Origin of the sequence: Amycolatopsis coloradensis (assembly GCF_037997115.1) — a bacterium.
Taxonomy (GTDB): domain Bacteria; phylum Actinomycetota; class Actinomycetes; order Mycobacteriales; family Pseudonocardiaceae; genus Amycolatopsis; species Amycolatopsis coloradensis_A.
Genome location: NZ_CP150484.1, coordinates 680,775 through 694,056, shown reverse-complemented (window position 1 = coordinate 694,056; position 13,282 = coordinate 680,775). Strand labels below are relative to the sequence as shown.

The 13,282-nt window shown below is 69.7% G+C and carries 11 protein-coding genes; 9 read left to right on the top strand and 2 right to left on the bottom strand.

The genetic code is table 11. The features are described 5' to 3' along the window. Positions 1 to 69: 69 nt before the first annotated feature. The 8 genes from LCL61_RS03090 (at position 70) to LCL61_RS03055 (ending at position 8,899) form a co-directional block, all read left to right on the top strand. A complete protein-coding gene (locus tag LCL61_RS03090) occupies positions 70 to 987 on the top strand; it encodes an ABC transporter ATP-binding protein (RefSeq protein WP_340685415.1) in 918 nt (305 codons plus the stop codon). Further along, positions 984 to 1,712 (top strand): ABC transporter permease, encoded by a 729-nt coding sequence (locus tag LCL61_RS03085; RefSeq protein WP_340685414.1) that lies wholly within the window; start codon positions 984 to 986, stop codon positions 1,710 to 1,712. Before LCL61_RS03090 ends, LCL61_RS03085 begins: the two co-directional genes overlap by 4 nt. A gap of 13 nt (positions 1,713 to 1,725) precedes the next feature. Continuing rightward, the gene (locus LCL61_RS03080; protein ID WP_340685413.1) at positions 1,726 to 2,922 is read left to right on the top strand and encodes a sensor histidine kinase; all 1,197 of its coding nucleotides are present in this window, start codon (positions 1,726 to 1,728) and stop codon (positions 2,920 to 2,922) included. After that, positions 2,919 to 3,524, top strand: a complete 606-nt coding sequence (locus tag LCL61_RS03075) for a response regulator transcription factor (protein WP_340685412.1) — start codon at positions 2,919 to 2,921, stop codon at positions 3,522 to 3,524. The genes LCL61_RS03080 and LCL61_RS03075 overlap by 4 nt, the downstream gene beginning before the upstream one ends. 32 nt (positions 3,525 to 3,556) lie before the next feature. Further along, positions 3,557 to 4,210, top strand: coding sequence for a YdcF family protein (locus tag LCL61_RS03070; protein WP_340685411.1), 654 nt, complete (start codon positions 3,557 to 3,559; stop codon positions 4,208 to 4,210). A 39-nt stretch (positions 4,211 to 4,249) separates the two neighbouring features. Beyond that, complete coding sequence (locus tag LCL61_RS03065) at positions 4,250 to 5,518, top strand: deoxyguanosinetriphosphate triphosphohydrolase (RefSeq protein WP_340685410.1); 1,269 nt, start codon at positions 4,250 to 4,252, stop codon at positions 5,516 to 5,518. A gap of 325 nt (positions 5,519 to 5,843) precedes the next feature. Then, the gene (locus tag LCL61_RS03060) at positions 5,844 to 6,920 is read left to right on the top strand and encodes a serpin family protein (RefSeq protein WP_340685409.1); all 1,077 of its coding nucleotides are present in this window, start codon (positions 5,844 to 5,846) and stop codon (positions 6,918 to 6,920) included. A gap of 182 nt (positions 6,921 to 7,102) precedes the next feature. Then, entirely contained in the window at positions 7,103 to 8,899 is a 1,797-nt protein-coding gene (locus LCL61_RS03055) for a glycosyl transferase (RefSeq protein WP_340685408.1), read from the top strand. Here the strand turns inward: LCL61_RS03055 and LCL61_RS03050 are convergent. Further along, positions 8,889 to 10,145: an aldehyde dehydrogenase family protein gene (locus tag LCL61_RS03050; protein ID WP_340685407.1), complete on the bottom strand. Its 1,257-nt coding sequence runs from the start codon at positions 10,143 to 10,145 to the stop codon at positions 8,889 to 8,891. The two genes, LCL61_RS03055 and LCL61_RS03050, sit on opposite strands and share 11 nt — an antisense overlap. 148 nt (positions 10,146 to 10,293) lie before the next feature. After that, complete coding sequence (locus LCL61_RS03045) at positions 10,294 to 11,232, bottom strand: sigma-70 family RNA polymerase sigma factor (RefSeq protein ID WP_340685406.1); 939 nt, start codon at positions 11,230 to 11,232, stop codon at positions 10,294 to 10,296. A 142-nt stretch (positions 11,233 to 11,374) separates the two neighbouring features. On the opposite strand from LCL61_RS03045, the gene dnaG reads away from it, so the two are divergent. Then, positions 11,375 to 13,282, top strand: coding sequence for a DNA primase (gene dnaG, locus LCL61_RS03040; RefSeq protein WP_340685405.1), 1,908 nt, complete (start codon positions 11,375 to 11,377; stop codon positions 13,280 to 13,282).

The following is a 13,282-nucleotide window of genomic DNA, read 5'->3' as shown; positions in this document are numbered from 1 at the left end:
ACAACTGTCACCCTCAGGTCGTGACGCGCGGCCCACGCCCCGGACGGCCAAGCGCGACAAGCTTCAGTCATGCGAGAACAAGACATCATCGCGGGGGCCGCGGTCCGGCTTTCCGGTCTGCGTAAGCACTATGGCGACGTCCACGCCGTCGACGGCGTGGACCTGACGATCGCGCCGGGCGAGGTGGTCGCCCTCCTCGGCCCCAACGGCGCGGGCAAATCCACCACGGTCGACATGATCCTGGGCCTGAGCGTGCCCGACAGCGGCTCCGTGACCGTCTTCGGGCGCGAGCCGGGGGACGCGGTCGGCGACGGGATGATCGGCGCGATGCTGCAGGGCGGCGCGCTCGTCGAGGATCTCACGGTCGCCGAGACCGTCGGCATGGTCGCGGCGCTGCACCGCGAGCCGATGCCCGTGCCCGAGGCGTTGCGCCGCGCCGGGATCGGTGACCTCGCGAACCGGCGCTCCACCAAGCTTTCCGGTGGGCAGAAGCAGCGCGTGCGGTTCGCCGTCGCGCTCGTGAGCGACCCCGATCTGCTGATCCTCGACGAGCCGACCGCCGCGATGGACGTCGGCACGCGCCGCGAGTTCTGGAAGTCGATGTACGAGTACACGAACTCGGGACGCACGGTCCTGTTCGCGACCCACTATCTCGAAGAGGCCGAAGAGTTCGCCGACCGTGTCGTGCTGATGCGGTCGGGGCGGATCGTCGCGGACGGTTCGGTCGCGCAGGTCCGTGCGCTGGCCGGCGGGCGCACGATCCGCGCGGTGGTGCCCGCGGCGGCTGAGCCGGTGATCGCGGCGCTGCCCGCGGTCACCGGTTTCGAACTCCGCGCCGGTCGCGTGGCGATCTCCAGTTCCGATTCCGACGCGACGTTGCGGGCGCTGCTGACCCACGTGCCCGGAGCGCACGACATCGAGATCAGCGCCGTCGGTCTCGAAGGCGCGTTCCTGTCCCTGACCACCGGCGAGGAAGCCGTCCGATGAACCCCACCTACCTCAAGACCGAGATCGTCCGTACCTTTCGTTCGACGCGGTTCGTGCTCTTCGCCGTCGCCTTCCCGGTGCTGATGTTCCTGTTGCAGGCCAACGTTTTCGCCGGGGGCGAGGTGAACATCGCCGGCGTGATCATGGTCAACATGATGGCCTTCGGGGCCTTCTCCGCCGCCATGACGAGCGGCGCGAAACTCGCCATCGAGCGGTCCACCGGCTGGCAGCGCCAGCTGCGGCTGACCCCGTTGACCGGAGCCGGTTACCTCGGCGGCAAGGCGCTCTCGGCGCTGCTCGTCGCGCTCCCGTCGCTGCTCGTCGTCCCGCTGGTCGGCGTCCTCCTCCAAGGCGTCCACCTCGACGCCGCCGGCTGGCTGCGGCTCGTGGCAGGTATCTGGCTCGGCGCGATCCCGCTGGTGCTGCTCGGCCTCCTGCTCGGCCAGTTCGGCACGCCGGAGTCGATGCAGCCGCTGAACATGATCGTCATGATGGGCATGGGTTTCCTCGGCGGCCTGTGGATCCCGATCGACGGGATGCCGTCGTGGATGGCCGACATCGCCCAGGTGACGCCGACGTACTGGCTGATCCAGCTGGTCCGCCCGGTCGTCACCGACCAGCTCACGGTGAGTCTCGCGGCCGCGCTCGGCGTGCTGGCGGCGTGGACCGCGGTCCTCGGGGCGCTCGTGATCAGGCGTTACCGTAAGGACAGTGCGCGGGTCTGAGAAGGGTGAACCGGTGAACGAGTACCCGGCCAGGGTGAAGACGGGTTTGGACGACCGGGAGAACTGGTGGTCGGACATGCCGCCGCGGACCGGCGGCGGGCCCCGGCCGGCGAAGTGGGCCGTACTCGGTACCGCCTTTGTCCTGCCGACCTTCATTCCCACGGTGGTCGAGCTGACCACCGGCGGGGTCACCGCGGAAACGCTGGTGGTCGTCGGTTTCCTGATCGCCTACGGCGCCTGTTACCTGCTGTTCCCGCTCGTCCTGCGGTCCTCCCGGCGGAAGACGACCTACCTCTTCTCGGTGGTGATGCTGCTCCTCGGTCTCATCCTGGTCTTCCTGCACGACAACAACCCGTACATCCTGATCTACGCGACGGCGGTGCTGGCGTTCACGCTTCCGCCGACGTGGGCGGTGATCCTGGACGGCGGCGCCCTGCTGGTGGTGCTGGCCGTCCACCTGGTCGTCGGGAAGGACGATTTCGGTGACTTGGTGGCGGTCCTCTCGATCACGGCGGCGATGTTCTTCATGGCGAACCTGGTCCGCGCGGTGCGGAAACTGGAGGCGGCGAACCAGGAGATCGCGACGCTCGCGGTGGCGGGTGAACGTGAGCGCCTGGCGCGGGATCTGCACGACATCCTCGGCCACAGTCTCACCACCATCACGGTCAAGGCCGGGCTCGCCCGCCGGATCCTGGAGAGCGGCAAGGACGACTCCCGCGCGCTGCAGGAGATCCGCGAGGTCGAGGGGCTGACCCGCAGCGCGCTGTCGGACATCCGGGCCACGGTCTCCGAGTATCGCGAGGTGTCGCTGTCGGCCGAGGTCGCCGGGGCGCGGGCGGCGTTGCGGGCGGCCGAGATCGACGCGGATCTGCCGCACGCGGTGGACAACGTCGACCCCGCCCTGCAGCGCACTTTCGGCTACGTGCTGCGGGAAGCGGTCACCAACGTGATCCGGCATTCCGGGGCGAAACGGGTGAAAGTCCGCCTCGGCAAGATCTGGCTGGAAGTCGAGGACGACGGTGAGGGTGGTGACGCCGCGGCGGGGAATGGCCTGCGCGGGCTCACCGAACGGTTGGACGCGGTCGGCGGGACCTTGACCGCCACCACACCACCTGGGGGAGGATGGCTCGTCCGGGCGGAGGTACCCGAATCCGCCTTGCGGAGCGGCGCGCTCGCGCCACTCTCCGAATCCGCTGGAGGCTGCGCGTGATCCGGGTCCTGCTCGCCGACGACCAGGCGATGGTGCGCGGGGCGTTGGCCACCGTGCTCGGCCTCGAAGCCGACATCGAGGTGGTCGCCCAGGTCGGCTCGGGCGACGAAGTGCTCCAGCGGGCGAAGGAGACCGCCCCGGACGTCGCGCTGCTCGACGTCCAGATGCCGGGCAAGGACGGTCTCGAAGCCGCGGCCGAGCTGCACGGCGCGCTTCCGCTGTGCCGGATCATCATCTGCACCACCTTCGGCAGGCCCGGTTATCTCTCGCGGGCGATGGCCGCGGGTGCCGCGGGATTCGTCGTCAAGGACGCTCCGCCGGAGGAGCTCGTGGACGCCGTCCGCAGGGTCCACGGCGGGCTCCGGGTGGTCGATCCCGCGCTCGCCGCCGAATCGCTCGCCACCGGCGCGAGCCCGCTCACCGGACGCGAACACGACGTACTCCGTGCCGCCAAGGACGGCAGCACGGTGGCCGACATCGCCCGTGCCCTGCACCTTTCCGAAGGCACCTTGCGCAACCATCTTTCGGCCGCGATGGGCAAGACCGGGGCGCGGACCCGGGCCGAGGCGGTGCGGCTCGCGGAAGAGCACGGCTGGCTCTGAGATCGACTCCCCGCTCTGCGAGAATCACCCGCGTGAGTACCGCCGAACGGACGAAGCCGACTCGCGCGAGCTGGGTGCGCCGGATCGTGGCGGGGTTCCTGCTGGTCGTCGTCGCGGTGATCGGCGGAACGGCGTTCCGGGTCTGGCAGGTCGCGCGCGAGGACGTGCGCGACCGGGCCGACGTCATCGTGGTGCTCGGCGCGGCCCAGTACAACGGCAGGCCGTCGGAGATCTTCCAGGCCCGGCTGGCCAAGGCGAAGACGCTGTACGACCAGGGCGTGGCCAAGGTGATCGTCACCGCGGGCGGCAAGAAGGCGGACGACAACTACACCGAGGCGCACGCGGGCGCGCAGTGGCTGCGCAAACGCGGTGTGCCCACCTCGGCGACGCTGCCGGTCGGTGAGGGCAGCGACACCCTGCGGAGCCTCCGCGCGGTCGCCGAGCAGGTGCGGAAACGGGGCTGGAAGACCGCGGTGCTGGTCAGCGACCCGTGGCACTCCTTCCGCGCGCGGGTGATGGCCGACGACCTCGGGCTCGAGACCTGGACATCGCCCACCCATCGCGGCCCGATCGTGCAGACCCGCGAGACGCAGGCGCGCTACATCGTCCGCGAGACCGGCGCGCTGCTGTACTACCGCCTCACGAAGTCGCCGGCGGACAGTCTGTTCGGTACCGGCGAGGCCTGACGCCCGATAAGTGTCGGTGACCACGTTTAGTCTGGTCGGGTGGACACCTACACCGAGGCCGACAGGGCGCGCCTGCTGCCGGAGCGGCCCAAGGGCGCGGCGTTGGAAGGCGCCGCGGACGGGCGGAGCGCCTTCGCCCGTGATCGCGCCCGAGTGCTGCACTCGGCCGCTCTGCGCCGTCTGGCGGGCAAGACCCAGGTGGTCGGCCCAGGTGAAGGGGCCGAGGTCAGCGGCGTGCCCCGCACGCGGCTGACGCATTCGCTGGAGGTCGCCCAGATCGGCAGGGGCATCGCGGACGAGCTGGGCGCGGATCCCGATCTGGTGGACACCGCCGGCCTCGCGCACGACATCGGGCATCCGCCGTTCGGGCACAACGGCGAGCGCGCGCTGAACGAGGTCGCCCAGCCGTGCGGTGGTTTCGAGGGTAACGCGCAGACGTTGCGGATCCTCACCAGGCTGGAGCCCAAGGTCCTGCTCGAAGGCGGGGTCGTGGGTGGGCTGAACCTCACCCGCGCCTGTCTCGACGCCTCGACGAAGTACCCGTGGCAACGGGAAGAAGGCAATCCGAAGTACGGCGTCTACGCCGACGACGCCGAGGTGTTCGCGTGGGTCCGGGAAGGCGCCTCAGAGCGCCGCACCTGCCTGGAGGCCCAGATCATGGACTGGTCCGACGACGTCGCGTATTCCGTGCACGACGTGGAAGACGGGGTGCTGGCGGGCCGGATCTCGTTGCGGGTGCTGGCCGACGCGGAGGAACGCGCGGCGGTGGCCGAGGCGGCGCGAAGGTTCTCGCACCAGTCGCAGTCCACTTTGGAGGGTGCGGCGAAGGAACTGCTCGATCTGCCGGTGGTCGCCGAGCTCAGCGAACCGGGGCTCGACGGATCGCTCAAGGCGCAGGTCGCGTTGAAACGGCTGACGAGCGAGCTGGTCGGCCGGTTCGCGACGGCAGTCGTCGGCGCGACACGGGAGGTGTACGGCGAAGGGCCGCTGAGCCGCTACGCCGCGCGGCTGGTCATTCCGGAGCAGGTCGCGGCCGAGGTCGCGTTGTTCAAGGCGCTAGCGCTGCGGTACGTGATGAGTGACAGGCGGCGCCTCGCGATGCAGGACGGCCAGCGGCAGACACTCGCCGAACTGGTCGAGGCGCTGTGCCGTCGCGCGCCCGACGCGCTGGACGGGCTCTTCCTTCCCGCGTGGGAGGCCGCCCCGGACGACGCGGCGCGCCTGCGCGTGGTCGTCGACCAGGTGGCGTCGCTCACGGACGCGCAGGCCTACGCGTGGCACGCCTGGCACACGGGCAGGCACGGCTGAGGCCTTCATCTACAGCAAAGGGTGGTGAAGGCCTCCTTGCCTACCCTGACGGTAGTGAAGGAGGCCTTCACCACCCGTTCGGTGCNGGTGAAGGCCTCCTTGCCTACCCTGACGGTAGTGAAGGAGGCCTTCACCACCCGTTCGGTGCTCCCGCTGTCCCGGCGTCGAAGCTGATGTTCTGAAAGCCCCCTTTAAGACCTTCACGTCTCAAAGGGGGCCTTCAGGGCACGACACCTTCGACTTACCTCTTTAGAGAACCCTGATCGCTCAAGGCGGAACTTTCGGACAGGAGACGGGCGGGCCTGTCCACGGTACGGTCTGCGGCATGGGCGCTGTCGAAAGCCACCTCCGGTTTGGTCTGGACCTCTATCGGGTGCTGGCGAGCCGCGCGGAGAACGCGTGCTTCTCGCCGTACTCGATCGCGAGCGCGCTCGGCCTGGTGACGCAGGCCGCCAAGGGGAAGACCAGAGAAGAGCTGATCGCCCTGCTCGGCGACCCGGACGAGCTGGCCGACCTGCTGGGCAAGGCCTCGTCGCTGCTCGACGACGGCCCCGAACTCGCGGTCGCGAACACGCTCTGGGCCTGGGACGGGCTCCCGCTCGAGAACTCCTTCCGCGAGGAACTCGCCACCTGGCCGGGCGGGAAGGTCGAGAGCGCCCCGTTCGGCGACGATCCGGAGGCCGCGCGACGGCTGATCAACGCCGACGTCGCCGAGGCCACCCGCGAACTGATCCCCGAACTGCTGAAGCCGGGGACCGTCGCGCCGGACACCGTCGCCGCGATCGTCAACGCCCTGTATCTCAAAACCGCCTGGACCAAACCGTTCTCGCGTGACAACACCGCGCCCGCGGACTTCCACGCGCCCTCCGGCACCCGTACGGTGCCGACGATGCGGCTCGAAAAGCAGCTCGACCACACCCACGAGGACGGCTGGCAGGTCGTCCGCCTCGGCGCCGAGGGTGGGGTGGAGGCGGTCGTCCTGCTTCCGGACGGCGATCTCGACGACGCCGAACTCGACGCGGGCAAGCTGGCGCGGCTGCTGGAGAACACGCGGTCCAAGACCATCGCCCTGTCGCTGCCGAAACTCGACCTCGACGTCGACAGCCCGCTGACGGCGAAACTCCAGAACCTCGGGGTGCGGACGATGTTCACCGCCGACGCCGACCTCACCGGGCTCGCCGACGACGACCGGCTCGAAGTGTCCGAGGTCCTCCACCAGTCCGTGCTCCGTATCGACGAACAAGGCCTCGAAGGCGCCGCCGCGACGGCGGTGCTGATGCGGCTGACGTCGCTCATCGTCGACGAACCCCTGGAAGTCGCCGTCGATCGGCCCTTCCTTCTGCTCGTCAGGCATGCCTCGACGGGTGTGATCTACTTTCTCGCCCGCGTTGTCGAGCCGTGAGGATGGTCAGTGAGTCTTTTCCAGGCTAAGTGGTCACCATCGGAAGTCCTCCGGGGGACTCGACGGCCCAGCTTCCCGCTGGACGCACGGCCGTGAGACCCGAGTACAGCCCGGTACGAGGGCCTCACGGCCGCACGCCCAGCGGAAATCTGGATCCGCTGAATACCCCCGAAGGACTTCCGATGGCAACCACTGAGGCGGCGGAGGTGGAGGCCGAGAAGACTCCCACGAGACCCCGCCGATTCGCCGCCGCCGACGCCGCCATCATGGGCGGCTTCCTGCTGTTCGCCTTCCTGCTCTACAACGGGCTCTGGCTCGATCTCAAGGAGGGCTATCTCTGGAACAGCGCGTCGGATCAGAACCTGTGGGAGTGGTTCTTCTCCGTCACCGCGGACAACGTGCTGCACCTGAGGAATCCGCTCAGCTCGCATTTCCAGAACCATCCGCTCGGCGTGAACCTGATGGCCAACACGGCCATGCTCGGCATCGGCATCCCGCTTTCGCCGGTCACGCTCACCTTCGGCCCGACGGCCACCTGGGCCATCGCGCTCACCGGCGGTCTCGCCGGCACCGCGGCGGCCTGGTACTGGGTCTTCTCGCGGCATCTGGTCACCCACCGGGTCGGCGCGGCCATCGGCGGCGCGTTCGCCGGCTTCGCCCCGCCGATGATCTCGCACGGCAACGCGCACCCGAACTTCGTCGCGTGGTTCGTCCTGCCGTTCATCGCGCTGCTGGTCTTCAAGATCGCCCGCGGCGAACGGCCCGTCCGCAACGGGATCTTCCTCGGCCTGCTGGCGGCGTACCAGATCTTCCTCGGTGAGGAACCGCTGCTGATCTTCGCGATGGCGTTCGCGATCTTCGCCATCGCCTACTTCGCGACGAACTACCGCGAGTTCCCGCCGATGGCGAAACCGCTGGGGATCGGCGTCGGCATCGGGGTCCTCGTGGCGCTCGTGCTGTGTGCTTTCCCGCTGTGGTGGCAGTTCTTCGGCCCGCAGAGCTATCAGGCGATCGAGCACGGCCCGGTCGGGAACGACACGGCCGCGTTCACCCGGTTCGCGACGCAGTCGGTCGCCGGGCAACCGCAGGCCGCCGCGGACGTGTCGATGAACCGCACCGAGGAGAACGCCTTCTTCGGCTGGCCGTTGATCGTGCTGATGGTGGTCATCACCGCGTGGTTGTGGCGCGAGGTGTTCGCGCGGGCGCTGGCGATCTCGATGTTCGTGATGGCCTGGCTCTCGCTCGGTGTGCAGATCATCGTGGTGCACGAGGAGACCGGGATCCCGGGACCGTGGAAACTCTTCTCGGAACTGCCACTGTTCGAGTCGCTGCTGGAGTCACGGCTCGCGATGGGCTGCATCCCGCTGATCGGCGCTCTGCTGGCGCTGGCGACCGAGCGCGTCTACGCGGTCGCGTCGAAACTCCCCGAAGTGCCGGGGGAGCGGCGATTCCCGTTGCGGCTGCTGTGGATCGGCGTCGTCATCGCGGTCCTGCTGCCGATCGCGCCGACGCAGCTGATCGTGAAGGAACGGCCGCCGACACCGAGGTTCCTCGCCGACGGCACCTGGCGGAGCTATGTCGCGCCCGGCGGGACCGTGGTCCCCGTGCCGTTGCCGAGTTCCGGCGAATCCGAACCGCTGCACTGGCAGATCGACGCGGGCCTCGGCTATTCGATGCCGGAGGGCTACTTCGTCGGGCCGAGCGGTCCTGACGACAAACGCGGCCGCTACGGCGCCATCCAGCGGCCGACGTCGATCATCTTCGACCAGATCAAGCAGACCGGTGTGCCGGCGACGATCACCGAGTCGCAGCGGGTGCAGGCGCTGGAGGATCTGCGGTACTGGAACGCCGACGTGCTCGTGCTGATCCCGCGCGAACACCAGGACGCCTTCCGGACCACCGTGGACTTGCTGCTGCGGAAGCCCGCCGAGTTCATCGACGGCGTCTGGGTGTGGGACGTCCGGACGATCACCCCCTGAGGCCGGCGCGGCTCGCGGACCACCGCGAGCCCGCGAACGGTCCGTCCACGGACATCGCCAGGTGCTCGTTGACCCGGACCGTCCCGCTTCCGAGCCGTGCCGCGACTTCGGCGGCGTACTCCTCGTCCGCACCCCACACCGAACCGCACACGCCGGGCGCCGTGGCGTTCGCCAGCCCGACCGCTTCGTCCACTGTGGAGCATCTGACAACCGGCAGCACCGGGCCGAACTGTTCCTCGGTCACGACTCGCATGCCGTCGTGCGCCTCGGCGAGGATCGCCGGGGCGAAGAAGTACCCGGGCCCGCCGAGCGGCCCGCCGGTCACGATCCGCGCGCCGTCCGCCCGCGCCTCGTCGGTGAGACCGATGACGAGGTCGTACCGCGGCCGGTTGTTCACCGGGCCGAGCTGTGTCCCGGGTGTCCGTCCGCCGCCGACCACGACTCGCTCCGCCACGGCCGCCAGCGCCTCGACGACACCGTCGTGGACGGACCCGACGGCGTAGACCCGCTCGACCGCCACGCCGATCTGGCCGCAGTTGGCGAAGGCGCTCCAGAAGAGCCGTTCCGCGATGGCGGCCGGATCCGTGCCGGGGAGGACGATCGCGGGATCGTTGCCGCCCAGTTCCAGCGTCAGCCGTCGCCATTCCGGCGCGGACGCGGCGGCCATCCGCTTCCCGGTGTCCGCCGATCCGGTGAAGTCGACCTTCCGGATCCCGGGATGGGCGAGCAGACGCTCGCCGAGGGGGTCTTGTCCGGTGAGCACGGTCAGCACGCCCGGCGGCAGCACCTGCGCCAGCATCCGGCCGAGGTGCAGCGTGGTGAGCGGGGTGCGCGGCGACGGCTTGAGCACCACCGTGTTCCCGGCGGCGAAAGCCGGCGCGAGTTTCGCGACGGCCGACTGCACAGGGAAGTTCCACGACGTGATCGCGGCGACCGGCCCGTCGCCATCGGCTTGCGGTCCGGGCCGCAGCCCGGCGAAGTACCGGAACCGCGACGCCGCCCCGGCGAACTCGGCTTCGGCCTCGTGAAGCGGTTTCCCCTGCTCTTCGGAGAGCACAGGGGCCAGCACGGACGCGGCCTCCTCGACGACGACCGCGCACGACGCCAGCGCCGCGTGCCGATCCGAGGCGTGCCAAGCGGGCCAGGCCTCGGCGGCGGCGCGTACCGCTTTGTCGACTTCGGCCGGCCCGCAGTCGGGGACGGCCGTGATCCGTTGTCCGGTGGCGGGATCCTCGACGGCGAGCATCGATCCTCCTCGGGGAGGGGCCGAACAGCAGCGGGTAGCGCGGGAAATCGGCGAGGGTCATGGCGTCTCCAGGAGGNTCGTTCTCGGTGTCACCTTCGGCGCGTACAGCCAAACGCTGGGCTGGGGGATCGCAGAGGACTAAACGCGGTCAGGGGCCGACGCGGGTCCGCGCGGTGGTGAGCTTGTCCGGGTTCGCCATGTCGTAGATCGCGACGATCTTCCCGTCGCGGATGACGAACGCGTCGACGTGCTCGTCGAGCGCCCGGTACCGGTCCGAACCGGGCTGAGGCGGGAGGTAGACCCCGAGGTCACCGTTGACCAGCGCGAGCCTCGCCTGCTCCATCCCCGCCGGGTCGTACATCCGCATGAGGCCCTGGAACAGCCGGGTGACCTTGTCGAACCCGGCGACCGTGTGGACCGCCGTGCGCGCCTTGCCGCCGCCGTCGCCGACGAGGACGACGTCGGGATGCAGGACCTCGGCCACGGCCTGGATGTCGCCGGTGAGCATCGCGGTCATGAACTTCTCGATGATCTGCTGCTGCTCGGCGAGCGCCGTCCGGGGCGGGGGGTCGGCGTCGGCGACCGCGCGGCGGCCGCGGGAACCGTGCTGGCGCGCGGTTTCCGGCGTGCAGCCCAGGATCTCGGCGATCTCCCCGAACGGCACCGAAAACGCGTCGTGCAGAACGAACGCGACGCGCTGTTCCGGTGTCAGCCGGTCGAGGACCACCATCGCCGCCATGCGCATCCCGTCGTCGCGGACGGCGACGGTCAGCGGATCCTCCGACGGCGGCGTGCCCAGCGGGCCGAGGACGGGTTCGGGCAGCCATTCGCCGACGTACCGCTCGCGGCGCACCACCGCGGACCGCAGCCGGTCGAGGCAGATCCGGCTGACGACGGTGGTCAGCCAGCCCTTGTGGTCTTCGATGGCCGAGCGACGTCGTTCGTCCAGGCCGCTCAGGCGCAGCCACGACTCTTGGACCGCGTCCTCGGCGTCGGACAGCGTGCCGGTCAGCCGGTAGGCGACCGACACCAGATGGGGGCGCAGCTCGGCGAAATTCCCGGCGAGTTCGTCCAGGGCGGTGCTCATTCCCCGAGTGTGCCGCACAGCGCTCGGGGAGCGGGAGCTCAGGCCGTGTCCGGTCAGTCACTTCGCGGTCTTCGCGCCCGGGCGGCCACTGACCTGAATCACGAAGCCCATCGAAGCGACTGACCGGACACGGCCTAGAGTGATGAGCGTGGCAGGACGGATTCGGGAGAGCGACATCGCGGAGGTGCGCGAGCGCAACCGGATCGACGAGGTCATCGGTGACTACGTGGCCCTCCGCAACGCCGGCGGCGGCAGCCTGAAAGGGCTTTGCCCGTTCCACAACGAGAAGACCCCGTCGTTCAATGTGCGCCCCACCCACGGCACCTTCCACTGCTTCGGCTGTGGTGAAGGCGGTGACGTGATCAAGTTCATCCAGAAGATGGACCTGATCTCGTTCGTGGAAGCCGTCGAGCGCCTCGCGGATCGCGTGGGGTTCCGGCTGACCTACGAAGGTGGCGGCGGAAGCGTCCAGCGTGATCGCGGCACCCGCTCCCGGCTGATCGAGGCGCACCGCGCCGCGCAGGAGTTCTACGCCGAGCAGTTGCTCACCCCGGACGCGCGGGCGGCGCGGGACTTCCTGTCCGAACGGGGTTTCGACGCGGCCGCCGCGCAGACGTTCGGCTGCGGGTACGCGCCGGCGGGCTGGGACAAGCTCACGAAACATCTGCTCAATCGTGGATTCGAGGTCAAGGAACTGCTCACGGCCGGGCTGGCCAAGGAGGGGCAGCGCGGGCCGATGGACCGGTTCAACCGGCGGCTGCTCTGGCCCATCCGCGACGTCGGCAACGAGGTGGTCGGGTTCGGCGCGCGGCGCCTGCACGACGACGACCGTGTCTCGGCGAAATACCTGAACACGGCGGAATCGCCGATCTACAAGAAGTCGCAGGTGATGTTCGGCCTCGACCTGGCCAAACGCGAGATCGCGAAGCGGCACCAGGTCGTCGTCGTCGAGGGCTACACCGACGTGATGGCGATGCACGCCGCCGGTGTCCCGACGGCCGTCGCGTCGTCGGGGACGGCGTTCGGCGAGGACCACATGAAGGTCCTCCGGCGGCTGATGATGGACGACGACGCCTTCCGCGGCGAAGTGATCTTCACCTTCGACGGTGACGAGGCGGGCCAGAAGGCGGCGCTGAAGGCGTTCGAGGGCGACCAGACCTTCGCGGGGCAGACCTACATCGCGGTCGCCCCCGACGGCATGGACCCCTGCGAGCTGCGGCTCGCCAAGGGCGACGCCGCGGTGCGCGACCTGGTCGCGCGGCGGATCCCGCTGTTCGAGTTCGCGATCAAGAGCATGCTCAAGGCGTTCGACCTCGACTCCGTCGACGGTCAGGTGGCGGCGCTGCAGAAGACCGTCCCGATGGTCGCGGGGATCAAGGACCGCGCCAGCCGCGACGGTTACGCGTCGAAGCTCGCGTGGTGGGTCGGCTGGCAGGACGCGGCGCAGGTGGTGAACCGGGTGCGCGGCAGCGCGGGGGCCACGGCGAAACGCTCCGCCACCGTCGAGGTCCGGCGGCCCGCTCCCTCCTCGGCGGCGGCCGCGGCCGAGGAGGACCTGCCCAGGCCCGCGCCCGGCGACCCGCGGTTCATCGCGCAGCGTGAGGCGCTCAAGGCGGCGCTGCAGCAACCGATGCTCGCCGGGGCCGAGTACGACTCGCTCCCCGAGGACGCTTTCACCCATCCGGTTTACGTCACCATCCACAAGGCGTTGCTGGCCGCCGGGGGAGCGGGCTCCGGGCTGACCGGACCCGCCCTGCTCGACGCCGCCGCCCCGCACTGCCCGCAGGGGACGGTGCGGCGAGTGCTCAGCGAGCTTTCGGTGGAACCGTTGCGCGCCAAGGGCGAGGTCGATTCGCGCTATATCTCCGCGCAACTCGCGGCGGTGCAGGAGAGCCTCGTCGGCCGCCAGATCAACGAGATCAAGTCGAAGCTCCAGCGGCTTTCCCCGGTCGAGGCGCCGGACGACTACCGCGCCCTGTTCGGCGACCTCGTCGCGCTCGAGCAGTACCGGAAGGCGCTGAAGGAACAGGCCATCGGCGGATTGGACTGA

Excerpts from the sequence above, each read along its gene's own strand:
- LCL61_RS03090 (WP_340685415.1), top strand. The coding sequence starts at position 70 with ATGCGAGAACAAGACATCATCGCGGGGGCCGCGGTCCGGCTTTCCGGT.
- LCL61_RS03085 (WP_340685414.1), top strand. The coding sequence starts at position 984 with ATGAACCCCACCTACCTCAAGACCGAGATCGTCCGTACCTTTCGTTCG.
- LCL61_RS03060 (WP_340685409.1), top strand. The coding sequence starts at position 5,844 with ATGGGCGCTGTCGAAAGCCACCTCCGGTTTGGTCTGGACCTCTATCGG.
- LCL61_RS03055 (WP_340685408.1), top strand. The coding sequence starts at position 7,103 with ATGGCAACCACTGAGGCGGCGGAGGTGGAGGCCGAGAAGACTCCCACG.
- LCL61_RS03050 (WP_340685407.1), bottom strand. The coding sequence starts at position 10,145 with ATGCTCGCCGTCGAGGATCCCGCCACCGGACAACGGATCACGGCCGTC.
- LCL61_RS03045 (WP_340685406.1), bottom strand. The coding sequence starts at position 11,232 with ATGAGCACCGCCCTGGACGAACTCGCCGGGAATTTCGCCGAGCTGCGC.
- dnaG (WP_340685405.1), top strand. The coding sequence starts at position 11,375 with ATGAGCGTGGCAGGACGGATTCGGGAGAGCGACATCGCGGAGGTGCGC.